This window comes from Pseudoalteromonas sp. NFXS39 (assembly GCF_040148775.1).
GTDB lineage: Bacteria > Pseudomonadota > Gammaproteobacteria > Enterobacterales > Alteromonadaceae > Pseudoalteromonas > Pseudoalteromonas apostichopi.
This window is the reverse complement of record NZ_JAGDEC010000003.1, coordinates 448,701-473,310: the sequence shown is the minus strand read 5'-3', so window position 1 is coordinate 473,310 and position 24,610 is coordinate 448,701. Positions and strand designations below refer to the sequence as shown.

The 24,610-nt window shown below is 40.5% G+C and carries 26 protein-coding genes and 1 pseudogene; 6 read left to right on the top strand and 21 right to left on the bottom strand.

Translation table 11 applies throughout. The features are described 5' to 3' along the window. Positions 1–152 precede the first annotated feature (152 nt). A complete protein-coding gene (coaD, locus tag J3455_RS08310) occupies positions 153–635 on the top strand; it encodes a pantetheine-phosphate adenylyltransferase (protein ID WP_130050664.1) in 483 nt (160 codons plus the stop codon). Next, positions 632–2,008 carry a capsule assembly Wzi family protein gene (locus tag J3455_RS08305; protein WP_349561517.1) on the top strand — a complete coding sequence of 459 codons (1,377 nt, stop codon included), beginning with the start codon at positions 632–634 and terminating at the stop codon, positions 2,006–2,008. Before coaD ends, J3455_RS08305 begins: the two co-directional genes overlap by 4 nt. Positions 2,009–2,018: 10 nt before the next feature. On the opposite strand, the gene J3455_RS08300 is transcribed toward J3455_RS08305, so the two are convergent. The 9 genes and pseudogenes from J3455_RS08300 to argC form a co-directional block, all read right to left on the bottom strand. Beyond that, positions 2,019–2,552 (bottom strand): hypothetical protein, encoded by a 534-nt coding sequence (locus J3455_RS08300; protein WP_167658536.1) that lies wholly within the window; start codon positions 2,550–2,552, stop codon positions 2,019–2,021. A 48-nt stretch (positions 2,553–2,600) separates the two neighbouring features. Then, the gene (locus tag J3455_RS08295; protein WP_349561516.1) at positions 2,601–3,002 is read right to left on the bottom strand and encodes a hypothetical protein; all 402 of its coding nucleotides are present in this window, start codon (positions 3,000–3,002) and stop codon (positions 2,601–2,603) included. A 144-nt stretch (positions 3,003–3,146) separates the two neighbouring features. Then, positions 3,147–3,674: a hypothetical protein gene (locus J3455_RS08290; protein WP_250661191.1), complete on the bottom strand. Its 528-nt coding sequence runs from the start codon at positions 3,672–3,674 to the stop codon at positions 3,147–3,149. A gap of 7 nt (positions 3,675–3,681) precedes the next feature. After that, positions 3,682–3,888, bottom strand: coding sequence for a hypothetical protein (locus J3455_RS08285; RefSeq protein ID WP_130050659.1), 207 nt, complete (start codon positions 3,886–3,888; stop codon positions 3,682–3,684). 251 nt (positions 3,889–4,139) lie between these two features. Beyond that, positions 4,140–6,004, bottom strand: a pseudogene (argH, locus tag J3455_RS08280) (argininosuccinate lyase). Between the two features lie 52 nt (positions 6,005–6,056). Then, the gene (locus tag J3455_RS08275; RefSeq protein ID WP_130050658.1) at positions 6,057–7,259 is read right to left on the bottom strand and encodes an argininosuccinate synthase; all 1,203 of its coding nucleotides are present in this window, start codon (positions 7,257–7,259) and stop codon (positions 6,057–6,059) included. A gap of 9 nt (positions 7,260–7,268) precedes the next feature. Then, positions 7,269–8,189 carry an ornithine carbamoyltransferase gene (locus tag J3455_RS08270; protein ID WP_130050657.1) on the bottom strand — a complete coding sequence of 307 codons (921 nt, stop codon included), beginning with the start codon at positions 8,187–8,189 and terminating at the stop codon, positions 7,269–7,271. A 7-nt stretch (positions 8,190–8,196) separates the two neighbouring features. Continuing rightward, positions 8,197–8,958: an acetylglutamate kinase gene (gene argB / locus J3455_RS08265; RefSeq protein ID WP_130050656.1), complete on the bottom strand. Its 762-nt coding sequence runs from the start codon at positions 8,956–8,958 to the stop codon at positions 8,197–8,199. Beyond that, the gene (argC, locus tag J3455_RS08260; protein WP_349561515.1) at positions 8,958–9,968 is read right to left on the bottom strand and encodes an N-acetyl-gamma-glutamyl-phosphate reductase; all 1,011 of its coding nucleotides are present in this window, start codon (positions 9,966–9,968) and stop codon (positions 8,958–8,960) included. The genes argB and argC overlap by 1 nt, the downstream gene beginning before the upstream one ends. A 221-nt stretch (positions 9,969–10,189) precedes the next feature. Here argC and argE point away from each other — a divergent pair, with 221 nt between their 5' ends. Continuing rightward, positions 10,190–11,341, top strand: a complete 1,152-nt coding sequence (argE, locus tag J3455_RS08255) for an acetylornithine deacetylase (RefSeq protein ID WP_130050654.1) — start codon at positions 10,190–10,192, stop codon at positions 11,339–11,341. 33 nt (positions 11,342–11,374) lie between these two features. On the opposite strand, the gene panP is transcribed toward argE, so the two are convergent. Then, positions 11,375–13,003 (bottom strand): pyridoxal-dependent aspartate 1-decarboxylase PanP, encoded by a 1,629-nt coding sequence (panP, locus tag J3455_RS08250; protein WP_130050653.1) that lies wholly within the window; start codon positions 13,001–13,003, stop codon positions 11,375–11,377. 248 nt (positions 13,004–13,251) lie between these two features. Between panP and J3455_RS08245 the strand changes: the two genes are divergently transcribed. Then, positions 13,252–15,102, top strand: coding sequence for an EAL domain-containing protein (locus J3455_RS08245; RefSeq protein ID WP_349561514.1), 1,851 nt, complete (start codon positions 13,252–13,254; stop codon positions 15,100–15,102). Here the strand turns inward: J3455_RS08245 and trmB are convergent. The 8 genes from trmB to folB all read right to left on the bottom strand — a co-directional run bounded on the left by trmB (position 15,099) and on the right by folB (position 21,254). Then, complete coding sequence (gene trmB / locus J3455_RS08240; protein WP_349561512.1) at positions 15,099–15,764, bottom strand: tRNA (guanine(46)-N(7))-methyltransferase TrmB; 666 nt, start codon at positions 15,762–15,764, stop codon at positions 15,099–15,101. The two genes, J3455_RS08245 and trmB, sit on opposite strands and share 4 nt — an antisense overlap. Beyond that, positions 15,764–16,531 carry an ABC transporter permease gene (locus J3455_RS08235; protein ID WP_349561510.1) on the bottom strand — a complete coding sequence of 256 codons (768 nt, stop codon included), beginning with the start codon at positions 16,529–16,531 and terminating at the stop codon, positions 15,764–15,766. The genes trmB and J3455_RS08235 overlap by 1 nt, the downstream gene beginning before the upstream one ends. Further along, positions 16,531–17,460: an ABC transporter ATP-binding protein gene (locus J3455_RS08230; RefSeq protein ID WP_130050649.1), complete on the bottom strand. Its 930-nt coding sequence runs from the start codon at positions 17,458–17,460 to the stop codon at positions 16,531–16,533. Before J3455_RS08230 ends, J3455_RS08235 begins: the two co-directional genes overlap by 1 nt. Continuing rightward, positions 17,457–18,080: a flavin prenyltransferase UbiX gene (locus tag J3455_RS08225; protein WP_349561509.1), complete on the bottom strand. Its 624-nt coding sequence runs from the start codon at positions 18,078–18,080 to the stop codon at positions 17,457–17,459. The genes J3455_RS08230 and J3455_RS08225 overlap by 4 nt, the downstream gene beginning before the upstream one ends. 22 nt (positions 18,081–18,102) lie before the next feature. After that, entirely contained in the window at positions 18,103–19,446 is a 1,344-nt protein-coding gene (gene mpl / locus J3455_RS08220; RefSeq protein WP_349561508.1) for a UDP-N-acetylmuramate:L-alanyl-gamma-D-glutamyl-meso-diaminopimelate ligase, read from the bottom strand. Positions 19,447–19,606: 160 nt separating this feature from the next. Beyond that, a complete protein-coding gene (locus tag J3455_RS08215) occupies positions 19,607–20,410 on the bottom strand; it encodes an undecaprenyl-diphosphate phosphatase (protein WP_130050646.1) in 804 nt (267 codons plus the stop codon). Continuing rightward, the gene (gene folK, locus J3455_RS08210) at positions 20,407–20,895 is read right to left on the bottom strand and encodes a 2-amino-4-hydroxy-6-hydroxymethyldihydropteridine diphosphokinase (RefSeq protein ID WP_130050645.1); all 489 of its coding nucleotides are present in this window, start codon (positions 20,893–20,895) and stop codon (positions 20,407–20,409) included. The genes J3455_RS08215 and folK overlap by 4 nt, the downstream gene beginning before the upstream one ends. Positions 20,896–20,897: 2 nt before the next feature. Further along, on the bottom strand, positions 20,898–21,254 hold the full coding sequence (folB, locus tag J3455_RS08205; protein WP_349561507.1) for a dihydroneopterin aldolase: 357 nt from the start codon (positions 21,252–21,254) through the stop codon (positions 20,898–20,900). Between the two features lie 229 nt (positions 21,255–21,483). Here folB and plsY point away from each other — a divergent pair, with 229 nt between their 5' ends. Beyond that, positions 21,484–22,086 carry a glycerol-3-phosphate 1-O-acyltransferase PlsY gene (plsY, locus tag J3455_RS08200; RefSeq protein WP_130050643.1) on the top strand — a complete coding sequence of 201 codons (603 nt, stop codon included), beginning with the start codon at positions 21,484–21,486 and terminating at the stop codon, positions 22,084–22,086. A gap of 9 nt (positions 22,087–22,095) precedes the next feature. Here the strand turns inward: plsY and tsaD are convergent, their stop codons facing one another. The 3 genes from tsaD to J3455_RS08185 all read right to left on the bottom strand — a co-directional run bounded on the left by tsaD (position 22,096) and on the right by J3455_RS08185 (position 24,111). Beyond that, positions 22,096–23,109 carry a tRNA (adenosine(37)-N6)-threonylcarbamoyltransferase complex transferase subunit TsaD gene (gene tsaD / locus J3455_RS08195; protein WP_349561505.1) on the bottom strand — a complete coding sequence of 338 codons (1,014 nt, stop codon included), beginning with the start codon at positions 23,107–23,109 and terminating at the stop codon, positions 22,096–22,098. 62 nt (positions 23,110–23,171) lie between these two features. After that, positions 23,172–23,762 carry a YjaG family protein gene (locus J3455_RS08190; RefSeq protein ID WP_130050642.1) on the bottom strand — a complete coding sequence of 197 codons (591 nt, stop codon included), beginning with the start codon at positions 23,760–23,762 and terminating at the stop codon, positions 23,172–23,174. After that, positions 23,746–24,111 carry a putative signal transducing protein gene (locus J3455_RS08185; RefSeq protein ID WP_130050641.1) on the bottom strand — a complete coding sequence of 122 codons (366 nt, stop codon included), beginning with the start codon at positions 24,109–24,111 and terminating at the stop codon, positions 23,746–23,748. Before J3455_RS08185 ends, J3455_RS08190 begins: the two co-directional genes overlap by 17 nt. An 86-nt stretch (positions 24,112–24,197) precedes the next feature. Here J3455_RS08185 and J3455_RS08180 point away from each other — a divergent pair, with 86 nt between their 5' ends. Further along, entirely contained in the window at positions 24,198–24,605 is a 408-nt protein-coding gene (locus J3455_RS08180; protein WP_130050640.1) for a DUF2721 domain-containing protein, read from the top strand. Positions 24,606–24,610: the final 5 nt, after the last annotated feature.

Sequence of the window (24,610 nt, the reverse complement as noted above, 5' to 3'; positions counted from 1 at the left end):
GCAATTAAATACTACCTTGAAAAATAATAACCTCAATCAGTTTACTACCTTATATAGGTGAAGGTTCCTAATCCGATACGCGTATTTTCTAAGCTGCATAGTCGAGAAAACACTGTTAATATAGCAGGCAAATTTATAAATCGCTGATAGTTATGAACGTTACTGCAATCTATCCGGGTACCTTCGACCCCCTTACAAATGGCCATACCGACTTAATTCATCGAGCTGCAAAAATGTTCGAAAAAGTTATTGTTGCTATTGCACATAACCCTAGTAAGCAGCCGTGCTTTACACTCGATGAGCGTGTTGAGCTTGCCAATAAAATCTTAGCGCACCTTGATAATGTAAGTGTGATTGGCTTTTCTGGCTTATTAGCTGATTTAGCTCGCGAGCATAAAGCCGAAGTACTTATTCGAGGTATTCGTGCAGTGTCTGACTTTGATTATGAATTTCAGTTAGCAAATATGAATCGTCGACTAAATCCAGATCTAGAAAGTGTATTTTTGACACCTGCAGAAAAAAATTCATTTATTTCATCTACTCTAGTCAAAGAAGTAGCACGCCACAATGGTGATGTAAGCGAGTTTGTTGACCCTATCGTAGCCAAAGCACTACAGGAAAAAATTCACGGATGAAATTAAAAAAGTTCATTAGCTTAACTGCATTACTAATGTGCTCTGCGCCAAGTCTTGCAGAACCATGGATAGAAAGCGACGACCCTTTACTTCGTGCTTCAATCGAAATGCTATTTAACCAAGGTGTCATAAAACAACCTATTAATAGTTACCCCTTAATGTGGCAAGGTATTGCACGTGATCTAAACATTGCAGATACCAGTCAACTTGATGAGCAGAGCTTATTTGCTTATCAGCATGTTAAGCATGCCCTTGATAATGCAAAACAAAAGTCGAGCTCAGGCATTCGCCTGAATTACAACAGCGAACCACTAACCCAGCAAGGGTTTGGTAAACGCCACCAGCAAGAAAGTGGCATAAATAGCTATGGTTCTATCACAGGGAAGCGCGTAAGTGCTAAGGTCAGTGTTAATTACGCCGATGATGCACTTGATAAACAACATGTGACCTATCAAGATAGCTATTTAGCAGTTTTACTAGGTAATTGGTCAATCAGTGCTGAACAAGTAAGTCATTGGTGGGGGCCAAGTAACGATAACGCCCTACTGCTATCAAATAATGCCGCGCCAATGAAAGGCCTGCGCTTTACGAGAGCGAATACGCAATATGTAGGCCCAAGTTGGTTATCGTTTATCGGTAACTGGCAGTTAACGGGTATTTACGCCAAACAAAAGCCATTTCTTAATAATTCCGAAGACGGTGACTTTTGGGCGTTAAGGTTTGCAAGTACACCATTAACAGGGCTTGAAGTTGCTATTAATAGTGCAGGCTCTGACTATTTAACTAACCTAAAAATTGACCCTGTTACCCTTGAGAGCATCGAATCAAAACACCGATTAACCAGTTTAGATGTAAAGTATTCTACAACTCTAATGACGCAGCCTGTTGCCTTTTATGCTGAAGTTATGGGTCGAAATAAAAGCGGTTTAGCACCGAGCGAGCCATTCTATACGCTGGGTGTTGAAAGCTACTTTGGTTCAACAGAGGATTTACTAAAGAGTTATTTTGAATACTCAAATACAGAGCAAACTTGTGAGCAAATTAGCGATTGCGTATATGGCTCTGGCAGCTATACACAACGCTCACGTTTACTTGGCAGCTCAACACCACTGCAAATTAAATCTGCTATCCTTGGTGCCTATTACCACACTTTAAATGGCTATGGTGGCCATGCAAAGTTACGTTGGATTGAAAGCGAAACCACACACGCTGAGGTCGCATCTGAGATGAGTCAGTTGCAGTTAGAGCTCGGTTATCAACAATCTATGTTTAATGGTTTGTGGAAAGTGACAGGGCTTATTTCAAAAGATGAAATAGGTGATGAGTCAGAAACAAACACAGCCCTTAGAACCAGTTGGGAATACCGTTTCTAACGAATTGAGGTCAAGCTGCTCCAGCTTGGCCTTGAACTTTCCGATAAAGCTTAACAAAACCCAGAAAATCTTTATTACTGAAAAGTGCAATGAGCATCATAATGTCCATCAGGTTCACTGTGATACTATAGACATTCCAAAACCACCAGCTTCCTGTATAGGCATAGTTAATATCAAAATACATGCCTAAAAACAGTGATGAGTTAACTAAAAGCCCAATGTATACATAAAGCTTTGCAGGAGCCTGAGTAAGATTTCGCTTTCGAGTAATTAACCACACAACTAATAGTATTGTTAAATCAGATAGCGCCCAAATCACATAGGCAAAACTTGAATCTAAAATATTATAGCCAAGCGCTATATTGAGTAATGGGTCACTCATCATGTAAGAAATAAACAGTGCAAGTGAGATCCACATCACTGTTTTGTCACCATTTGGCGCAGATGATTTCTTTACCATGTTATAAAGAAAGGACATCAAGAAACCCCACATGATAAATGCTGCGAGGTACACTCCAAAATTGTCTTGGATTAGTTTAAGCATGAAGTAAGTCTTAAAATTCAGATACTCTTAAAAATAAAACGAGTTTCATTAAGCGTTGGTGGGCTTTTCAGATTCATCTATAAACCACGGCTTAATTTTTTTACCTTTCACAAACCGGCATAGTTTATGAAGTAGTAAAAAGTCGCGATTAGTAATTAATGCTATTAGCATCATCATATCAATAGTATTTACTCCAAACGAATAGATACTCCATAGTGCCCAAGGAGTTCTATTTTCGATAACCACAATATCTACAAATATGCTAAGCATCAAAAGAGCGTTTGAGAACAATCCCAATACAATGTAGTAAATTGCACTAAAAGAGCCTATTTTTGCAACGTAAATCCACGCCAAAACAGTTGTTATGGTTAGTAGATCAAAATAAAACCAGTTTAGATAGATATAGATAGATAAGTTAAAAATGCCACTTAGGAAGTATGAAACCATCATTATAAATGCCAAGATTACCAAGCGTTTATCAGGTTTATTAATATGTGTCACTAAATTAAAAAGAAAAACCATTAAGAACCCCCATTCGATGAAGGCTCCTATCAAACTTCCAACAACATCACTTATGTACATAGCTTTGAATTATTAAGCTAATTTATGGTTATTTGCAGAAGACACTACAAAGCTTTTGAGTTTGTTCAATAATAGAAAATCACGATCAACAATTAAAGCAATGATCATTGTAAAATCAACGATATTGACTCCAATCGAATATATGTCCCATAAAATCCAATGGGTTGTATTTTTATAGACTTCCACATCTAAATAAACGGCAAGAAACAATACTGTGTTAATTATCAAGCCTACAATAAGATATATAAATGAAGGTGTAGTTCGTTTTACAAAATAAAAAGAAACAGCTAAAAATGTAAGTGTCGCTAGATCATAAAGAGCCCAATCTAGGAATGTTGTAGCTGTGTAAGTTAACCAATTAAAAAAATAATCCCCTCCTAGATAAGAGAGCATCATAATAAATGAACTTAAGAGCAACGTGGTTTTTCTTTTATTTTCATCTATACAATAAACAAAAATATTAAAAAAGAACGCCATTAAAAATCCCCATGCACTCATTGCGGATAGGGAAAAAAAACCTAGTTGCTCTATAAAAGACATTCAGTTCCTAGTACTCTTTCTTGCTAGGTGGAAGCATTGCACCACCGCCACGTTGAATCTCTGCACCGCCTGATAAAGCCAGCGCTTCACTTGATAAAGTTACTGTATCAGATTGCAGGGTTTTATTACTAGTAGTTTGTTCCAAAGCAGGCTTTGTTTGTTGCATTTGGCTGTATGCTTGCATTTGCAACTGGCTATTGTTTGAAATTTGCATGAGTTAATTCCTTTAAGTTAATTGTTTTTTCAGTACAGCTTACAATAGCTTGCAAGCTGAGTTAAGCGTTCTCATTTTTTTGACGCTTTTTTATACTTTAACGCGACATTGTCGCCGCGTCGATAATAAAAGCAATTAACGATCCAACTTTTCTAAAAGTGATCTTTTTTGATCATAAAAGTTAATAAACCAAAATTTCAGGCATAAAAAAACGCACAGGGGTAACCGTGCGTTTTTCTTATCCAGGGAAATTAAGCCACGTGTTTACACGGGATCACCGCGCTATTACTTGGCTTTAAAATATATTCCATCGCTACTTCATCGCAATTATCTTTGCGAAGACAAAGCTCGCAATCTTTGATCACTTTTTCTGGCAAACTATCTTTACTACAAAAGATAAAGCCTTGGCTTGCAAAGAACTCTGGCACCCGCGTCAGAACAATTACGCGACTAAGCGCCAAGCTTTTAGCTTTTTTAAGCAAATGTTCAACAAGTCGACGCCCCTGCCCAGCAATACGTGATTCAGGGCTCACACCAAGCGAACGAATTTCAGCAAGACCTGTATCGTAAATATATAGCGAGGCACAGCCAGCCACTTGGTTTTCAACTTCAGTGACAGCAAACTCATTAATTGAGTGAATCATATCGCTCTTAGCCCGTGGTAGATTTTCACCTACCGTTGCCCAATGCTGAATTAGCTTAGCAATAGACTCAACATCATTTAAGGTTGCGTCACGTACCGCTATCTGCTGTTTTTTTTTGCGTATTTAATGGCACTCGTTACTTGCTCGATAGAGGTGCCACCCTGTGCTTGTCTTGCTTTAATGCAGGCGTCTATTTCTAATACAGCATATACATCTGACTCGAAAATGCTATGCACAGACTTAAATTGCTCTAAACTTAAATCTTCTAAGTTATTCCCTTGTGCAATAGCCATTTGCACGAGCGTACCAACAATATGATGACCTTCTCTAAATGGAATACCTTTAGCCACTAGATAGTCAGCAAGTTCAGTCGCATTTGAGTGACCACCTTTTGCTGCTGCTAATGTTTTATCAGCATTAACTTTGATGCCTTTGATACACGCCTGTGCCATATGAATACATGCCAACCAGGTCGGCATTGCATCAAATAAGCCTTCTTTGTCCTCTTGCATATCTTTGTTATAAGCAAGTGGTAGCGCTTTAAGTGTCATCATCATGGCACTGAATGCACCAAAAACACGGCCTGTTTTACCACGGATTAACTCAAGAGCATCTGGGTTTTTCTTCTGCGGCATAAGTGAAGAGCCTGATGTTACCCCATCAGAAAGCTCAATAAAGCCTGCTTCACCAGAGTTATAGAAAATTAAGTCTTCTGCCATACGCGATAAGTGAATCATTGAAATTGATGCGCAGCTTAGTAGCTCAACCACAAAGTCACGATCAGATACTGCATCAAGGCTATTACGTGTTGCACCGGTAAAACCTAACCCTTCGGCAAGAATTTGCCTATCAATTGGGTACGCCGTTCCAGCTAAAGCACCACTACCAAGAGGGCAATAATTCATACGATTCTTAGCATCGGTTAAACGGCTTTCATCACGTTCAAGCATTTCAACATAGGCCATGCACCAGTGGCTAAATAATACAGGTTGTGCACGCTGTAGGTGTGTGTAACCAGGTAAGATAGTGCCTAGTTCACGCTCAGCCAAGGCAATAAACTCACCTTTCAGCTCTGCGATTGCTTCAAGAATATGCTCAGCTGTATCACGACACCATAAGCGGAAATCGGTCGCGACTTGGTCATTACGACTACGACCTGTATGTAACTTTTTAGCTAGGTCGCCCACTTTATCAATTAGCGCTGACTCAACATAAGAATGAATGTCTTCATGCCCTGCGACAGCTACTGCTTGTGGGTTTGCTTTAACCTCATCTAGCAGCTTATTAAGTGCTGCAACTAGGTCATCGTATTCTTGCTGATTAAGTACGTTAACTTGTTTTAACGCTCCTGCCCAAGCAACTGAACCAATAATGTCTTGCTCTGCAAGTTGATAATCAAAAGGAAGTGAATCGTTGAATTGTTTAAACGCTTCATCTGGACCCGTAGAAAAACGTCCGCCCCATAGTGCCATTGAACTGTCTCCAAATTCGGCTATTGCCCTGCCGTGCAGGGCAATAATTAAATTACTTTTTCGTTAGTGCTGAGATTCTGCTTGATAGCGAGAATAAACGAATGAAGCCTTCTGCATGTGATTGATCATATACATCATCTTCACCGAAGGTTGCGAAATCTTCACTGTATAAGCTATTCGGTGATTTTTTCTGTACCGCAGTTACTTGGCCTTTATAAAGCTTAAGCACCACTTCACCGGTTGCTAACTTAGACAGTGATTCAGCACCAGCTAGAATCGAGTCTTTTAATGGTGTAAACCAACGACCGTCGTAGACTAAGTGAGAGAACTCACCACCAAGCACTTCTTTCCACTTACGGCTTGATTTGTCTAATACTAGCTCGTCAATCGCTTGAAGAGCAGCCATGATCACTGTGCCCCCTGGTGTTTCATAACAGCCACGAGACTTCATACCGACTAAACGGTTTTCTACAATATCAACACGACCTACACCATGTGGCGCAGCAATGTCGTTTAATTTAACTAAGCAGTCATATGGTTTAAGTGACTCGCCATTTACAGCAACCACTTCACCTTCAACAACATTTAATGTCACATATTCTGCTTCATTAGGCGCTTGCTCAGGTGAGTTTGTCCAAGTCCATACTTGCTCACTTGGTTGACACCATGGATCTTCAAGCTCTCCACCTTCGTGAGAAATGTGCCATGCGTTAGCATCACGACTATAGATTTTTGTCGCAGATGCAGAGCACGGAATATTACGCTCTGCTAAGTAATCAAGTAATGATTCACGACTTGATAAGTCCCACTCACGCCATGGTGCAATGACTTTTAGATCTGGTGCAAGGGCTGCGAAACATGATTCAAAACGTACCTGATCATTACCTTTACCAGTACAACCATGCGAAAGCGCATCAGCACCTACTTTACGGGCAATTTCAACCTGTGCTTTAGCAATAATCGGACGTGCCATAGACGTACCTAGTAAATAAGTGCCTTCGTAAATAGAACCCGTTTTTAATGTTGGGTAAATATAGTCACTTACCATTTCGTCTTTTAAGTCAACGATGTGGCACTCTGAGGCACCCGAAGCAATTGCTTTTTCTTCAACGCCTTCAAGCTCTTCAGCACCTTGGCCTACATCAGCAACAAACGCGATTACTTCACAGCCGTAGTTTTCTTTTAACCATGGCACAATTGCCGATGTATCAAGACCACCAGAATAGGCTAATACGACTTTTTTAATTGAACTCATTGGTGTTCCTTAAACAAAATTTGGATTTAATAATGTGACAAGTAGAGCATTTTGCGCGTGCATACGATTCTCTGCTTGTTGAATAATTTTTGATGCTGGGCCATCCATTACCTCAGAGGTAATTTCAAACTCACGATGCGCTGGCTGACAATGCAGTACAGTTTGCGCACCCGTTTTCTCTAATAGGGCTTGATTGAGCTGATAAGGCATATATTTAGCTTTCACCTGCTCAAGCGGTGTTTTATCACCCATTGAAACCCAGGTATCAGCATAGACTGCATTTGCTCCGACTGCCGCCTCAATTCTGTCACTGACCATTACCGAAGCACCATTCATCGCTGCAATTTGCTCTGCTTGCTTAAGAATTTGTGAATCCGGTGAGCTACCTTTAGGACAAACAGCTACAAAATCAGTGCCTAACGTGGCAGCTAATAACATTAGAGAGTGTGTTACGTTGTTACCTTCACCTAAGTAAGCAAGCTTAAGCTTACTTACGTCGCCATGTACTTCTTGTAGCGTCAAAAAGTCTGCAAGTGCTTGGCATGGGTGATATAAATCACATAAGCTATTCACTACAGGCACAGATGAATACTCAGCAAGCGTAGTCAATGTTTTGTGTGCATACACGCGAGCAACAATGCCATCAGCCCAAGCTGACATATTGAGAGCAAAGTCTTTAACCGATTCACGACCACCCATAGCACCGTTTTGTGAATCTAGATAAACCGCGTGACCACCCAGTTTATTAATACCTATATCAAATGATAAACGTGTACGTAAACTTGGTTTTTCAAAAAGTGTAACGACAGATTTGCCTGCTAATGCTTGGCTAAAGTCTGCTGGATTTGCTTTAATTTTTTGCGCTAAATTAAGTAATTTAAGAGCGCCCTTTTGGTCTAATTCAAGACCGTTTAAGAAATTTTTTAACATGAAATACCTATGGTGTAATTTTTGTTCCTACATGCTCGCCTTTTAATAAGGCGACTAAATTTTCTGGCTTTAGCCAGCTGGAGATATACACACCACGTCGTAAATGTTGGGCAGCAAGAAGGCTGGTCTTTACTTTGACCTCCATCCCGCCCTGAATAACTCCTTCAAGGATTAGTGTTTCGATTTGCTGCGTATTAAGGTGATGTAGTGGCTGCTTATTTGCATCAAGCACAGCTTCTACGTCAGTCATAAAAATAAGTTCTGCATCGAGTTCTTTAGCAATAGCCGCCGCGGCTTCATCCGCATTGACGTTGTACCATTGACCATCTTCGCCAAAGCCAATAGAGCTCACCAGTGGTAAACGACCTTGCCCAAGTAAGCTTGGCAATACGCTGTCACAACTACCTGAACACTGGCCAACTTGCGCCAATACTTTAAGTTTTTCAGATACCAGTACACCCGCTTCATAAAGGCTTAAACCCACAGGTTTGTGGCCAGCGCTGATTGCTTGACTCATCAATTGTTTATTGGCACAACCTGCCAGGGCGCCAACAATATAAGGCATTTGCTCATTTGGGCTAATACGTAAGCCTTGATGTTTTGCTGTTACAAAGCCTGCGTCTTTAAGCCAAGCATCAACCAAGGCTCCACCACCATGCACAATGACAAAGTTATCTTGTTGCTCAGTGGCTAAAACATCAAAAAGAGCTTTTGCAGCATCAGCGCTATTTAGCACAGCACCACCGACTTTAATGATCCAAGTTTTCATTACAGCGCTCCTACTAAACCAGTGTGGTGAGGTTCACCCATAGCTAAATTAATACACTGTAATGCTTGCCCAGCCGCGCCTTTTAATAGGTTATCAATTGCTGACATAACAATGAGTTGTTCACCTTTTTGTTGCCATGCAATATCAACAAATGGTTGTTTAGCCACGCCTTTAATACTTGGAACTTTATTTCCAAGTAAACGGATTAAAGGCTCATTAGCTAACACTTGATATGCTGCATCCACTTGCTCTGCTGTCACACCTGGCTTTAATTGCACATAAATAGTTTCTAAAATTCCACGGGGGAAATTACCTAAATGAGGGGTGAATAACACAGGGTGATCAAGGTGCTGCTCAATCTCAGGTGTGTGTCTGTGATTAAATAAACCATAAGGGGCAAGTGATACTTCACAAAAATGCGTATTAACACTGGCTTTTCTACCTGCGCCAGTAACTCCAGACACAGCATTAACAATAATGGCTTGCTCAGCTAATAAACCAGCTTCTTTAAGTGGTTTTAAAGAATTGAGTGCTGCTGTTGGGTAACAACCTGCTACAGCAACAAGCTTTGCTTTACTTATAGCATCGCTATTCCATTCAGCTAAGCCATAAGCCGCTTGCTCTAAAAGCTCAGGGTGTTCATGTGCGAAACCGTAATAAGTTAGGTAATCCTCATTCCCAGCTAAACGGAAACCACCAGACAGGTCGAATACTTTTTTACCCATGGCTAAAAATTGTGGTGCAAGGTCAACGCTTACCTTGTGATCTGTACATAGACATACATAGTCCGCATTACTTTCGATATCCTTATACGCTTGGGCAGTCAGAGGCTGTAGTGGATACTCTAACAATCCAAGGTGCTCTGGATATAAATCGCTTAATAATTTGCCTTTATCTAAGCTTCCTTCAGATACATAACATGCTTTCAGGGTCAGTTTTGGGTGCTTAGCAACTAAACTTGCTAGCTCTGCGCCGCTATAACCACTTGCGCCAATAATCACTACATTCATTGCTTACTTTTACCTATTCAATCTATTTATCGATACGCCTAAAAATACTCGCTCAAATGCGAATAAAAACACTGTCTAAAGTAATGAAATCAGGTTATCGTCGTTTCGTGTTCATCGTAAAGCTTTACTAATATTTATGCTTAAAAAGTGAATTGATATTCATCATAAATACTTTTATATTGTTATGCAATTAGATTGAATAATTATTTTTGGATTTTTTTATGTCGCTACCCTCTTTTTTATCTATGTATCAGCAGCTAATTGCTGCTCCTTCAATTAGCGCGATTGAAGATTCTTTGTGCATGAGCAATAAAGGGGTTATTACCTTGCTCGCACAGTGGTGCGAAAGCCTTGGGTTTACATGTGAAATCACAGAGCTTGAAAACGGTAAAGGGCGTTACAACTTATTAGCTAGACGTGGTGAAGGAGACGGCGGTTTAATGCTTGCCGGCCATACTGACACTGTACCATTTGATGATAGTCGTTGGAATTATGATCCGTTCAAACTCAGCGAAGATAACAATAAACTTTATGGTTTAGGTAGTATTGATATGAAAGGCTTTTTTGCTTTCGTACTGCAAGCTATTAGCGAACTTGATGCAAGCAAGCAAACTGAGCCTCTATTAATTCTAGCCACAGCCGATGAAGAAACTACAATGGCGGGTGCACAGCAAATCTGCCGTCACCCGAACTTAAAACCTGCACGCTGTATTATTGGTGAGCCAACAGATATGACTCCGGTATTTACACATAAAGGTCATATGAGTACAGCTATTCGCGTAATTGGTCGCTCGGGCCATAGCTCAGATCCTGAACGAGGTTTGAACGCCATCGAAGTCATGCATAAAATGATTACAAAATTGTTAATCATAAAAGAAGAATTAAAGAATAAATATTCAGTAGAACACTTTGAAATTCCGTACCCTACTTTGAACCTTGGCCATATTCATGGCGGTGATAATGCCAACCGCATTTGTGGCTGCTGTGAAATGCATATTGATATGCGACCGTTACCCGGTTTAAGTGTACAAGAACTACAAGCGATTTTGCTTAGTGCCGCAGAGGAAATTAATACTCAATACCCCAACGCAGTGAGTGTTATCGATATGCATGAACCAATCCCTGCGTTTAGCGGAAGTACAGATACTGCACTTGTGAAACTGGCCGAAAAAGTCTCCGGTCAGCCAGCTGTCGCTGTAAACTATTGTACAGAAGCCCCTTTTATTCAACAACTTGGCTGCGAAACAATTGTCATGGGGCCAGGCTCAATTAACCAAGCTCACCAACCAGATGAGTTTTTAGCGATGGAAAAAATCAAACCTTCGCAAGCGATTATCAGTAACATGATCAAAGCTAGCTGCTTTAACGACTAATTAAAAAAGGAGCATCATGCTCCTTTTTTATCACTAACTCATATATTTACTTAAGTACTTTTTAAATACTGGGTCAGTTTTCGCTAGCTCTTTTTGCTCCGCTAAAATATCTTTTAGAATAGCTTTTGAGGTTAATGGATTGGCTAATACGACACGAAAAACCACGGTGGGTTGATGGTCATATTTTGCTGGTGTTAAACGAGTACGAGATACAAAAGAGCGTCCAGCTTCACGCTGGCGCTTTTGCATACTTGCAGTGAAGCGATTCAACGAAGCGTAAATATCTAATTTAGTTTCTTCGTTAGCACCTTTGAGCTTAGCTTGAATTTCTTTTGGAACGTAACGATATGTTAATAGGCACAGCTCAGGTTCAGAGATTAATTCAAAATCTTCATCTTGTTTGATCATTTCGGCAAAAGTGCGCGCTTTAACAATACTACGGTCAATCAACATCTCGTAGCCTTTACGGCCAATAACACGTAAGCAAGCATGCACTAACATTGCCATACCTGGGCGGCTTCCCTCTAATGTATGACTACCTAAATCTTTAGAGCCTTTACGAAGAATATATTCAGCATGATGCTCAATAGCATCTGTCGCAGCGGGGTCTTTAAATAACACAAGACCCGCGCCCATTGGCACATACATTTGTTTATGCGCATCAATAGTAATTGAGTCAGCACGTTCAATACCGCTTAAAAGATGGCGATAGTTTGAAGAAAGTAAGGTTGACCCACCCCATGCGGCGTCCACATGAAAATGACAGCCAAGCTCTTCGCTTAAATCAGCCATTTCATTTAGCGGGTCTATGCTGCCAGTTTCTGTCGTCCCAGCAACACCAACGAGTGCCATTACCTTTATACCAGACGCTTCCAGTTCATGGGCTTTTTTGCGCATAGCATCGACATCAACTTTATTATTTTCGCCTGTCGCAATTGCGACAATGTTATCGCGACCAATACCTAGCAAATCAACAGTCTTGCCTAATGAATAGTGACCTCGCTCAGAAACCAGTACCGCTAAGCCTTTATAACCATAGTGCAGCATCCCAGCGATTAATCCCTGTGCTGCAATACCTTTATAATCGCCATCGGCTTTCAATAAGCGGTTGCGAGCAATCCATAACGCAGTAATGTTAGCTACGGTTCCGCCTGAGCAAAATGCGCCTAAAGAGGTTTTTGCACTGTGCATCCACTTGCTATAAAAACTCTCAGCTTCGCCATAAGCAAGGTGATGCATCATCCCTAAGACTTGTCTTTCAAGTGGTGTGAATGCCTTTGAAGTTTCAATTTTTACTAAATTTTGGTTAAGACCTACCATTAACTTAGAAAGCGGTAATACAAAATGCGGTAACGCAGAGGTCATATGACCAATGAAGCTTGGTGCAGCCGTATGAACAGAATGAGCAACTAACTGCTCCATAATGTCTTGAGCATAATCAGAAACAAAAGTTGGCTCTTCTGGAATAGTGGCCGTTTGAAAGTCTTTTTCAATTTCGTGCAAAGGCTTTTCAATTGCAGCTATGTTCTCATTCAAGAACCCAGCTAAATTACTAGAAATTTCAGATTCGATTTTACTTAATGTCGAGTCTGGTGCTTCTGGCACCGTAAAAATACGAATCAAGCTTTCTTTAGAGGCGACGGCACAACGCTTTTGATCCATCCTAATACCCATAATTAGCAGCTAAAAATGCACCCGATGATGGAACACCTAAGAGAGCACTTTTGCGGCACTGTTTCTACGAAATTGGCTAACTTTACTGGAATATCACGAAAATGTCTCGTATAAAGCAAAAAAGCCCTAATTTCGATGACAAAAAAGTGAACCGTTAATGAAATTTACGGTTATTTTCTACTATCAGACAAATGTTTTTTTAGTATAATCAAGTGATAACTGCTAAGGGAACGTCTATGCCCAAAGGATTGCAAAAAACCAGTTGGCTACTATATGGCTTCGCCGCATTTTTTATTAGCTTATTTGGCTATATCTATTACACCTATGAAACTTCGCGTAGCGAGATCATGGCGAATATCGATAGTAAATTGTTCAATGCCGCGGTCAGTGTCAGACATATCCTCGGTGATGACTACCACAATATAGTCAATGCAGGTTTACCTATCTCCGCATCAATGTATAAAGAAAAAAGTCGTGCCCTTTCTGAATATGCAAAACAAATGCAACTTGCCTATGTTTACGCCATGGTGCTTCGTGATGACAAAGTGTACTTTAGTGCATCTAGTTACACACAAAAAGATCAAAATAATGGTCGTGTTACACAATTTTTAGATGCCTATCCTGAAGCGACTGAACTTAACAAAGAAGCCTTTTTTTCGACAGAGCCAGTTTTTGAGGTATCAAAAGATCAATGGGGCTATTTTAAAAGTATCTTTGTGACTTTTGTCGATAATAATGGTCACACCTATATCACCGGGGCCGATATAACTATTAGCGATTTAAACCAGCAACTGCAGCAAAGTGTTTCACGAGCGATGATTACCGGCTGCTTTTTTTTCTTTATTGCAGCACTAATTGCAGGGCTCTATTTTTTACAGTTAAAACGCTCGCTCTCAACTGATGCGCGTACAGGTTTTGCAAATCATGTAGCACTTGAATACTACATAAAAAGAACCACCAAGCATCGCATGGAGCTGGCAGTAATTGTTATTAACGAACTAGAAGATATTAGCAGCTTTTATGGCAGTGAAGTTAGCGACAAAGTGATGGCTAACTTGCTTGGCTATTTTCAATTAAGGATACCTAGCGAAGGAGTTGTCTATCGTTTAGCAACCAATAAAATTGCGTTATTGCAAACTCATAGTGATGAACGCAATATAGATGATGTAATTAATGCCTTTAACTATGCTATTCCAGCGTTAAAAGAGCCTTATATCTACGTGAGCTTGTATGCGGGAATTGCCATAGGTAATAAATCAATGCTTATAGAGAACGCCCACGTTGCATTACAGCAAGCAAAACTAAATAATCAACGTATTGTGCGTTATGAAAATATCTTTAAACAAGTTGAAGAGCAATTTAGAAATAACGTTACGCTTGCCAAAGAAGTGAAAGAAGCCTTCGATAACAATCGCATCGTGCCTTATTTTCAAGCTGTCTATGACAGCCAAAGGAAACATATTAATCATTACCAGTGCCTAGCCAGAATGGCCAGTGCCACAGGTCGTATCCATACACCTGATTACTTTATGATGGTGCTGAAACGCTCACGTATGGATGGTCTTTTAAGGCGTACTATGTTTACCCGATGCATTGAGCAGTTTAGAAAAACCAATGTGTGCTGGAGTATCAATATTACCGCACAAGATATTCTTGATCCAAGTTTAAGCGAGTTTTTAGAACTTCAGCTAAGGCGCTACCCGCAGCCCCACAATATTATTTTTCAGTTTTATGAGCGTGATGCCATTGCTTACTTTAGTGAAGTAAAAACCTTTATTAATATTCTAAAAAATAAAGGGGCTCAGGTTATTATCAATGAATTCGGCACGGGCTTTTCAAGCTTGCCACACATCAGAAAGCTCGAAATTGATGGTTTAAAACTTGATAAAGGGTTAGTGAGCCAAATTCATACTAATACAGATAACTATCTGTTTATTGAGAACTTGGTAAAATATGCTCAGCAACTAAAGTTAGATGTGATTGCTGAGCAAGTTGATAACGAGCAAATAGCACAGGCACTTGCTCGAGCAGGTGTTACTTTAATGCAAGGGAGCCACTTTGCACCGCCGACTCCTTACATTCATTAAAGATTAATCACTAAACGATGACTTTGTTGACCACTAGCCCAATATTTACGTTCAAACGGAGTAATTGCAGTATCGCTTTCATACTGCTGGACATCGCACTTATGCCCTGCAAGTTCAAGTGAGCGAGCAAACTCCTTTACGTAAATATCCCAGTTACTCCTAAGCTCTAAACGACCACCTAGTTTAATGATAAACGGGAAGATAGCAGCGCCGTGCCATCTTCTTTGCAAGTGTTTTGCTTTCGGCCATGGATTTGGATACAACAGGTAATGATGGCTTGGTTGCCAGTTTGCAGCGACCGCTAAACGCCAAAAGTCGTTTAAGTCAGCTTGCACTAAAATATACTGCCCTGCATCAGTTTGCTTATATTCGATATCATGTTTATCTAAACGATGTGATGATTTATCAATTCCAATCACTAACGCATCAGGGTGATGTTTTGCTAAGTTAGCGGTACTTTCACCAACACCACAACACGAGTCAAGAATGATAGGTCCGCTAAACTCTTGCACCTTTTCATTGACCTGATCAAAAGCCGCTTGCGTATGCTCTGCAATCGGCTTTTTAAATTCAGCACTTAAGTGCTTTAAAACTATTTCGTCTAGCTTTTCATGTAAGCCAGGTTGATTCGATACAATACTTCTCGAATTTGCATCCGTCATTAGTGTCTAAGCCCCACACCACGTTTAATAAGGGTTAATGCTAAAGTAAATAAACCCACAATAAATAAAGCAAGTACACCAAATGCTACCGATAAGTCGACATCCGACACACCTAAGAAGCCATATCTAAATGCATTTACCATGTAAATAATTGGGTTTACTTGCGATACACCTTGCCAAAATTCTGGCAACAGGCTGATAGAGTAAAACACTCCACCTAGATAGGTCAGCGGCGTTAAAATGAAGGTCGGGATAATACTAATATCATCGAAGCTATTAGCATAAATTGCGTTAATAAGTCCGCCTAACGCAAACACAGCCGACGTTAAAATAACCGTAGCCATAATCACAAAAATATTATGAATTTGAATATCAACAAATAGTAAAGAGACACAGGTAACAATTAAACCAACCAGCATGCCACGCGTCATACCACCACCCATGTAGCCTAGTACGATAATGTAATTCGGCACTGGCGCAACTAAGAGCTCTTCAATGCTTTTTTGGAATTTAGTAGAATAAAAACTCGAGGCAACATTTGAGTACGAATTGGTGATCACCGACATCATTATCAGACCCGGTACAATAAACTCCATATAAGTAAAGCCACCCATATCACCAATACGAGAACCGATCAGATTACCAAAAATGACAAAATACAGGCTCATCGTGATTGCAGGCGGAACTAAGGTTTGCACCCAAATACGTAAAAAGCGAATACACTCTTTGATCCAAATACTTTTTAGCGCTACTCCATATTTAAACATTATTCGCCTCGCCCTTGTTCTAATAGTCCTACAAACAACTCTTCTAAACGGTTTGCTTTATTTCGCATACTAAGCACTGTATTACCTTGCTCACTCAGTGCACTAAATACATGGTTTAAGCCCTGAGACTTCGCCACTTCAACTTCTAAAGTGTGGTCATCAGTCAGTGTATATTTGTAACCTGCAATGCTAATTGGCTGCACAGGCTGCTTTAAGTCAAGTACAAAGGTTTCTTTGTCAAGCTTGGCAAGTAAGGCTTTAATGGTGGTGTTTTCAACAATCACGCCGCTGTCGATAATCGCGATGTTTCTACATAACAGCTCAGCTTCTTCTAGATAGTGGGTAGTCAAGATGATGGTGACACCTTGCTTATTAATCTCGCGAAGAAAATCCCACATAGAGCGGCGTAGCTCAATATCAACACCTGCTGTTGGTTCATCTAAAATAAGTAATTTAGGTTCATGCATCAGTGCACGAGCAATCATTAAACGGCGTTTCATACCACCTGAAAGGGTGCGCGCTTGCTTATCTTTTTTCTCAAATAAACCTAGCTGCTTTAAGTACTTTTCAGCTCGCTCATGGGCCAGCTTTCTTGGTACACCGTAATAACCTGCTTGGTTAACCAAAATTTGGTTAAGTGTTTCAAATTGACTAAAGTTAAACTCTTGCGGCACTAAGCCAAGTTCAGACTTAGCGGCTTCCAAATCTGTATCAATGTCGTGACCAAACACCTGTACACGACCGGCACTTTTGTTCACTAAAGATGAGATAACACCAATGGTGGTTGATTTACCGGCACCGTTTGGGCCAAGTAAGGCAAAGAAATCACCTTGCTGAACTTGTAAATCAATACCTTTTACAGCTTCAACACCATTTTTATAAACCTTTTTTAGGCCTTCAATATTTAATGCGATCGTTTTTTCGCTCACTGTTTGCCCTCTCCATAACCCCAACGCTTCGTCAAAGTATGTTTAATGTTTAAATGATCTAAAATTCGCGCCACCATAAAATCGACCAAATCTGAAATCTGCTCAGGTTGGTGATAAAAACCAGGTGCCGCCGGCATAATCGTTACGCCTAGTCGCGCTAGCTTCAACATATTTTCAAGATGAATTTCGCTAAATGGTGTTTCGCGCGGGACTAAAATTAGCTGACCACGCTCTTTAATAACTACATCTGCCGCACGTTCAAGTAAGTTATCTGATGCTCCCACTGCAATTGCAGAGACAGACCCTGCGCTACAAGGGCAAACCACCATTTTTTTCGGCGCTGCTGAGCCAGACGCAACAGGACTAAACCAATTATCTTTGCCAAATACTTTAAGTTGCTCAGGGGCTGCATTAAAAAGCGTGCTGAGTTGTTCTGTCGCTTTCTCTTCGTTACCCGAAAGTTTGATATTTGACTCTGTATCAAGCACTACTCGTGCTGCACTTGAGATCAGTACATATACCTGAAACTGCTGTTCAAGTAATACTTCTAACAACCTTAAGCCATAGGGAGCACCTGAAGCACCACTAAAAGCTAATGTTATTTTATCTTTAAATTGCATACAGTTAAGCTCCTGATACTGATTAGTTTTGTTCAAGTGCTGTGATTAAACGCTGATGAATACCTTCAAAACCACCATTACTCATAATTAACACATGTTGTGAAGGCGCGATACTAGCGATGACTTGAGCAATTATATCCTCAGTGCTTGAGCTACAATGCATCCCAGCTTTATCTGCGTATTCTTTTAGCGACCAGCTTAAATTTTCTGGCTCAAATAAATACACTTCATCGGCCGCTTTCAGTGAATCAATCAAGGTTTGTTGATGCACGCCCATTTTCATGGTGTTTGAGCGAGGCTCTAAAATAGCAATGATCTTCTCTGTGCCCACTTTTGCACGAAGTCCTGCTAAGGTTGTTTCAATTGCCGTTGGGTGATGGGCAAAATCGTCGTACACTTTAATCGAGTTGATGTCAGCTTTGAGCTCCATGCGGCGCTTAGGAGAAATGAACTCAGCTAGGCCTGCAATGCTGACAGATACGGCAATGCCTACATGCCTTGCAGCTGCTATCGCCATAATGGCATTTTTCACATTGTGCTCACCCATGGCTTGCCAGCTGACAACGCCTTGAACTTGTGAACTTAATAACACTTCAAATTCACTACCATCTGCTTTAAGTAAACGGTAATCCCAATCGCCAAAGAGTGTTTCACTCTCGCTCCAAAGGCCTCGTTCAATCACATCTTGTAGAGCTTCGTCTTGGCTAGGCCAAATAACTTTGCCACTACTAGGTAGTGTACGCATCAAGTGGTGAAATTGTTTTTTAATCGCGTTTAAATCTTCAAAAATATCAGCATGATCAAATTCGAGATTATTTAGAATTAATGTGCGCGGTAAGTAGTGCACAAACTTACTACGTTTATCGAAAAAAGCAGTGTCGTATTCGTCGGCTTCAATAACAAAAAATGGCGTTTCGCCAACACGAGCAGACACACCAAAGTTTTGAACGATACCACCAATCAAAAATCCCGGCTTCATTCCCGCATATTCTAATAACCATGCCAGCATACTGGCTGTGGTTGTTTTGCCATGGGTACCCGCTACGGCTAAGACCCAGGAGTTTTGCAATAAATTATGTTTTAACCATTCAGGACCTGACGTGTAAGGCAAGCCTTTATCAAGCACGTATTCAACACAAGGGTTGCCACGGCTCATAGCATTACCAATTACTACCATATCGGGCGCGGGATCTAGTTGGCTAATGTCATAACCTTGGGTTAGGGTGATACCTAGCTCTTCTAATTGTGTACTCATCGGCGGGTACACATTTTGATCAGAGCCTGTCACGGTATGACCTAACGATTTAGCGATTGCGGCAATACCACCCATAAAGGTGCCACAAATTCCAAGAATATGAATATGCATCTACTGTCCTGAGCAAAATGAATGAGAGTTAAAATAAAGCGTTATAATGCCAAATATAAGCTTTACTTACCATTACTACACGGCAATAGACTTTTGCCAAATAGCCAACATAAAAAACACCTCAATTTGAGGTGTTTTTTAATTGAAGTGAGCGCCTATTTTACAGCATTAAGAATGCAAACAAACCAACACCTAATAGTAAGCGGTAGATAACAAATGGCATCATGCCCATGCGCTCAATTACTTTTAAGAAAAAGAAAATACATGCATACGCTGATACAAATGATAATGCTGCGCCTAATAAAATAGCATGCCAATCAATCGCTTCACCCGCTGTTGCCAATTGATACACATAATATGAACCTGCAGCTGCAATAACCGGAATCGACATTAAAAACGAGAAACGCGCAGCACTTTGCTTGTTAAGACCCAGCATTAAACCCACTGTAATGGTAATACCAGAACGCGATGTCCCCGGAAATACCATCGCAAGCACTTGCGAAAAACCCAGTAATAACGCACTAAAAAAGTTTACTTGGTAAATATTCTTAACTTGTTTTGCTTTAGCATCGGCATACCAAAGCAGTAAACCAAATACGATAGTCGAGGTTGCAATAACCCAGGCATTACGTGAGTAGCTTTCTACAAAGTCTTTAAATAGGTAACCGATTAATAATGCAGGAATAGTCGCAACAATAATCCACCAACCTAAACGGCTGTCATCAGTCGCGCCTTGTGATCCAAACGATTTAAACCAAGCGCCAAGAATATCCACTACTTCTTTACGAAAATACAGTACCACGGCACCTAAAGTACCAACGTGAACCGCCACATCAAATGCTAAGCCTTGGTCGTGCCAGCCTAAAACTTGTGAGGGTAAAATTAAATGTGCTGAGCTCGAAATAGGTAAAAACTCAGTCAATCCTTGAATTAAGGCTAGAACAATTATCTCAATAATACTCATGGGTTAGAAAACTCCACCTTCCATAGTTTTTGTTGCGGATTGTTATAATTCTTCCATAGTTCAGCTAAAGTTAGCTTAGCTACGGGATGAAAAAAGTTAGGGGCTACTTCAGCTAATGGCTGTAGTACAAACGCATTTTTGGTAATTTCGTCACGAGGTAACTGCGCAGGCGAGTCACAGATAATGTCATCATAAAACAATAAATCTAGATCTAAAGTGCGCGGGCTAAATTTTTTATCCTCGCGGGTGCGACCGTTATCAAGTTCAATCTTCTTCAGAAGTTTACACAGTTCGGTTAATGGCATATCTGTTTGAGCAGCAATCACAGAGTTATAAAAATTGTTCCCTGCAAAGCCAACTGCCTCACTCTCATAAACTGACGAGTGTTTATAGTCAGGAAAGTAAGGCTTTAGGGCAATAAGCGCCTGTCTCAGGTAGTGCTCTTTATTAACATTAGAGCCAAGACTTATAAAAATTTGCGCCATAATCAGTTAGCCTTATGACGGGTGATTTCGACTCCCACCGTTTTAGCTTGTGGTACCGCAGCCGGCTTACTCACACGAATAGTCACTTGACTGGTCGCAAACTCACTAAGGATCATTGCAGCCAATTGCTCAACTAAGGTCTCAAGTAACTCAACAGGCTTTGCTGTAGTATGCTCAATAACTCGCTCGCTCACTTTGGCATAATCAAGTGCTAAATTTATATCATCCGTCGCCGCAGCGGCTGAAATATCACATAACATTTCGATATCAAAATACAGGCTTTGTTTACTTTCTTTTTCAAAATCATACACGCCAATGATGGTGTCTACATGTAGTTGTGATATATATACCTTGTCCATTGATACTCCAAGTGACATAAATATTTTAAAACAATACTCATCCTAAACGCTTATTGATTTCAATAATGCGCTATATAAGCTGTCATACTGTTTTAATATATAAAAATTACCCCTACAATAACGGATAGATGCATTGCAATATGGTGCGTACATTCTACTCGATGAGAGCGGCAGATGGTTTTGCCGCCAATGATAGCCCAAAAGTGCAGATTAAAAAATAAGGAAGCGCGTGTTAGAAGTTTTAATGTTAGTTTTAGCTTACATACTGGGATCGGTCTCTTCCGCTATCCTTGTATCACGGCTGTTTAAACTACCAGACCCACGCAGTCATGGATCGAATAACCCTGGTGCAACAAATGTTTATCGCCTTGGCGGAAAAGTCCCCGCTGTTTTAGTTCTTGTCTTTGATATTTTAAAAGGGACGATCCCAGTTTGGGGTGCCTACTTTTTAAAAATAGATCCTCTAATGTTAGGTCTAATTGGTGTAGCAGCCTGTCTAGGGCATATGTACCCACTGTTTTTTAGTTTTAAAGGCGGTAAAGCGGTTGCAACTGCCTTTGGTACTTTATTACCTATTGGTTTATCGCTAGGTGGGATGTTAATTGCAACCTGGATCTTAATTGTTGCTATCACGCGTTATTCATCACTTGCGGCACTGGTAACAGTTTCATTAGCGCCTCTTTATACCTGGTGGATAAAGCCCTTGTATACTTTGCCTGTTACCTTTCTAACCGTACTGATAATTTTCCGCCACAGAGCAAATATTACTCGCTTGATGGCTGGGGAAGAACCTAAAATAGGGGCTAAGAAAAAAGCCCCTGAACAAGAGTAGTGCTATAAATTAAAGCGCTTCGAGTGAATCAATAGGCCAGCGTGGCTTAGTTTTCATATCGAGGCTCGCGAATTGACCTGCTTTCAAACGCTGCATACCTGCATAAGCAATCATTGCACCGTTATCTGTACAAAACTCTGTGCGCGGGTAATACACTCGCCCTTTCATACCTTGCATAACTCGCTCTAGTTGAGCACGTAATTGCACGTTAGCACTCACGCCACCAGCAATAACTAAACGTTTGATACCTGTTTGTTTTAAAGCTCGTTTACATTTAATAATTAGGGTATCAATAACAGCTGTTTGAAATGCATGGGCAATATCTGCTTTAGTTTGCTCATCGTCATCGCTATCACGAATAGCGAGCGACGCTGCTGTTTTTAAACCACTAAAACTAAAATCTAAGCCAGGTTTATCGGTCATCGGACGCGGGAACACAAAATGCTCTGGCGTGCCTTGCTCAGCAAGCTTTGCTAAACGTGGACCACCTGGATAATCAAGGCCTAACAACTTCGCTGTTTTATCGAATGCTTCACCTGCAGCGTCATCAACTGACTCACCTAATACTTCATACTCACCAATACCAGATACTTTAACCATCATGGTATGACCACCAGACACTAAGAGCGCGATAAACGGAAACTCTGGTTTGTCTTCTTCTAGCATTGGCGCAAGTAGGTGGCCTTCCATATGATGCACAGCGACTGCTGGAATATTCCAGCCATAGGCCAGTGAGCGACCAATTGAGGTTCCCACCAAGAGTGCACCAACAAGTCCGGGCCCTGCGGTGTAAGCAATACCATCTAAGTCTTCTGGAGCACAGCTAGCTTGCGCAAATGCCGCATCAATTAAAGGTAAGGTTTTACGTACGTGATCGCGTGAAGCTAGTTCAGGGACCACACCGCCGTAATCGGCATGCACTTTTACTTGGCTATACAGTTGATGTGCTAATAAGCCTTGTTCATCATCATATATGGCAATACCCGTTTCATCACATGATGATTCAATACCTAAAATTCGCATCAATTACTCCGCCAAGAAAAAACAAATGCGCATTTTACAGTGAAAATACGCATTACTGAATATTAAATTGCAATACCAATGTTGGTTTGGCCATCAGAAACCGCTAGTTGTTTAAGCTCTTTCACGTTCTCTGAAGTAATTCGGCCCATTTGCTCTACAAAATCAATAAGCTCTGCAAGCACATCAATTTCATATTGCATTAAAGGGTGTTCACGGACAGCTTTGTTGTCTGCCACTTCACCATCTACTGTTAGTTGGTACTCAATAAAGCGAGCCACTGAAGCCTGTGAAATTTTACTAATATTCAAAAACTCTTGTTCATCTTTAGCTATTAAACCATGCAGCATACCAAGCAGAGCTGTAGCAGTATCAATTGCCGGATAAGCCCCAAACATATCAAAGTCAGTGAGCTCTGGCACATTCGGTTCTATTTTTTCAATTTGCTTTTCAAGGCTGATTTTACTTTTTGGCAGTAATATTTTTTCCCAGCAGACACTAAGTGCGCTTCGAAAAACCGCTGCATCACCAAACCCTGTTGCTTCACTAAATAAGCTGTAATTAGGCAGCATACGCTCAAGTAAAGCTCCACCTAACACTGCTTTTTGCAAATAGTTTAATTCTCTAATACGTTGAAAATTATTCGCTTTCGTCATTCTTTACAGTCCCACAAGACCAACATATTTCAAATGTTGCTCCGTTAAGCTCAAGACACTTAGGGCATACCCAGTCAGGAGCCGATTGTTTTAATTGTCGGTAGTTTAGCAATATTTCTTGCGCCTGGCGCTCTTTTAATGCGTAAACAAGTATATCAACCCCCGTTTGTTCAAATGGGATCTCCCCAAGCGCTCCTTGTAAAAGCTCACCTTGTAATTGAGATTCTATCCCCTTACTTTGTAAAAGCCCTTTAATAATATTTGCTTCTAAGCCATTTTCAGCTTGAAATACTTTCACCCAAGAAAATGGGTCCGGCTTGTTTGGTTGATTTAAATTCTTGTTTTGCAAATCACTTCTCTTTTACTTTTTTATCTTTAAATCCTAAACTACGCTAGCAATTGACTTCGCTGCAACGCTTATTTCAAGGTAACCACATGACTTTAACAACACCGGGATTGTTATTCCCTGCAATTTCTTTACTGTTACTTGCTTATACCAACCGCTTTTTGGTGCTTGCTCAGCTTATTCGAGAACTCAATGCACGTGAAGGGGAAAGTATCCGCCCACTGGTTGTTGCACAAATTACCAACTTAAGAAAACGTATCAAACTCATTCGGGTGATGCAGGTCTATGGCGTTGCCTCTTTTCTCATGTGTACTTTATCGATGTTTGCATTATTTATAGAGTTTAATACCACTGGAATCATTTTATTTGGGAGCAGCCTCGCTTGCTTAGCCTTGTCTCTTCTAACCTCTTTGTATGAGATCCACATCTCCTGCCACGCTATCGAAATCGAATTGAAGAATATCGAAAAAAAACCAGTTTCAGATAAGGCAGAGTAAATTTC

Coding starts and splice junctions, on each gene's coding strand:
- coaD (WP_130050664.1), top strand. CDS start 153: ATGAACGTTACTGCAATCTATCCGGGTACCTTCGACCCCCTTACAAAT.
- J3455_RS08305 (WP_349561517.1), top strand. CDS start 632: ATGAAATTAAAAAAGTTCATTAGCTTAACTGCATTACTAATGTGCTCT.
- J3455_RS08300 (WP_167658536.1), bottom strand. CDS start 2,552: ATGCTTAAACTAATCCAAGACAATTTTGGAGTGTACCTCGCAGCATTT.
- J3455_RS08295 (WP_349561516.1), bottom strand. CDS start 3,002: ATGATGGTTTCATACTTCCTAAGTGGCATTTTTAACTTATCTATCTAT.
- J3455_RS08290 (WP_250661191.1), bottom strand. CDS start 3,674: ATGTCTTTTATAGAGCAACTAGGTTTTTTTTCCCTATCCGCAATGAGT.
- J3455_RS08285 (WP_130050659.1), bottom strand. CDS start 3,888: ATGCAAATTTCAAACAATAGCCAGTTGCAAATGCAAGCATACAGCCAA.
- J3455_RS08275 (WP_130050658.1), bottom strand. CDS start 7,259: ATGAGTTCAATTAAAAAAGTCGTATTAGCCTATTCTGGTGGTCTTGAT.
- J3455_RS08270 (WP_130050657.1), bottom strand. CDS start 8,189: ATGTTAAAAAATTTCTTAAACGGTCTTGAATTAGACCAAAAGGGCGCT.
- argB (WP_130050656.1), bottom strand. CDS start 8,958: ATGAAAACTTGGATCATTAAAGTCGGTGGTGCTGTGCTAAATAGCGCT.
- argC (WP_349561515.1), bottom strand. CDS start 9,968: ATGAATGTAGTGATTATTGGCGCAAGTGGTTATAGCGGCGCAGAGCTA.
- argE (WP_130050654.1), top strand. CDS start 10,190: ATGTCGCTACCCTCTTTTTTATCTATGTATCAGCAGCTAATTGCTGCT.
- panP (WP_130050653.1), bottom strand. CDS start 13,003: ATGGATCAAAAGCGTTGTGCCGTCGCCTCTAAAGAAAGCTTGATTCGT.
- J3455_RS08245 (WP_349561514.1), top strand. CDS start 13,252: ATGCCCAAAGGATTGCAAAAAACCAGTTGGCTACTATATGGCTTCGCC.
- trmB (WP_349561512.1), bottom strand. CDS start 15,764: ATGACGGATGCAAATTCGAGAAGTATTGTATCGAATCAACCTGGCTTA.
- J3455_RS08235 (WP_349561510.1), bottom strand. CDS start 16,531: ATGTTTAAATATGGAGTAGCGCTAAAAAGTATTTGGATCAAAGAGTGT.
- J3455_RS08225 (WP_349561509.1), bottom strand. CDS start 18,080: ATGCAATTTAAAGATAAAATAACATTAGCTTTTAGTGGTGCTTCAGGT.
- mpl (WP_349561508.1), bottom strand. CDS start 19,446: ATGCATATTCATATTCTTGGAATTTGTGGCACCTTTATGGGTGGTATT.
- J3455_RS08215 (WP_130050646.1), bottom strand. CDS start 20,410: ATGAGTATTATTGAGATAATTGTTCTAGCCTTAATTCAAGGATTGACT.
- folK (WP_130050645.1), bottom strand. CDS start 20,895: ATGGCGCAAATTTTTATAAGTCTTGGCTCTAATGTTAATAAAGAGCAC.
- folB (WP_349561507.1), bottom strand. CDS start 21,254: ATGGACAAGGTATATATATCACAACTACATGTAGACACCATCATTGGC.
- tsaD (WP_349561505.1), bottom strand. CDS start 23,109: ATGCGAATTTTAGGTATTGAATCATCATGTGATGAAACGGGTATTGCC.
- J3455_RS08190 (WP_130050642.1), bottom strand. CDS start 23,762: ATGACGAAAGCGAATAATTTTCAACGTATTAGAGAATTAAACTATTTG.
- J3455_RS08180 (WP_130050640.1), top strand. CDS start 24,198: ATGACTTTAACAACACCGGGATTGTTATTCCCTGCAATTTCTTTACTG.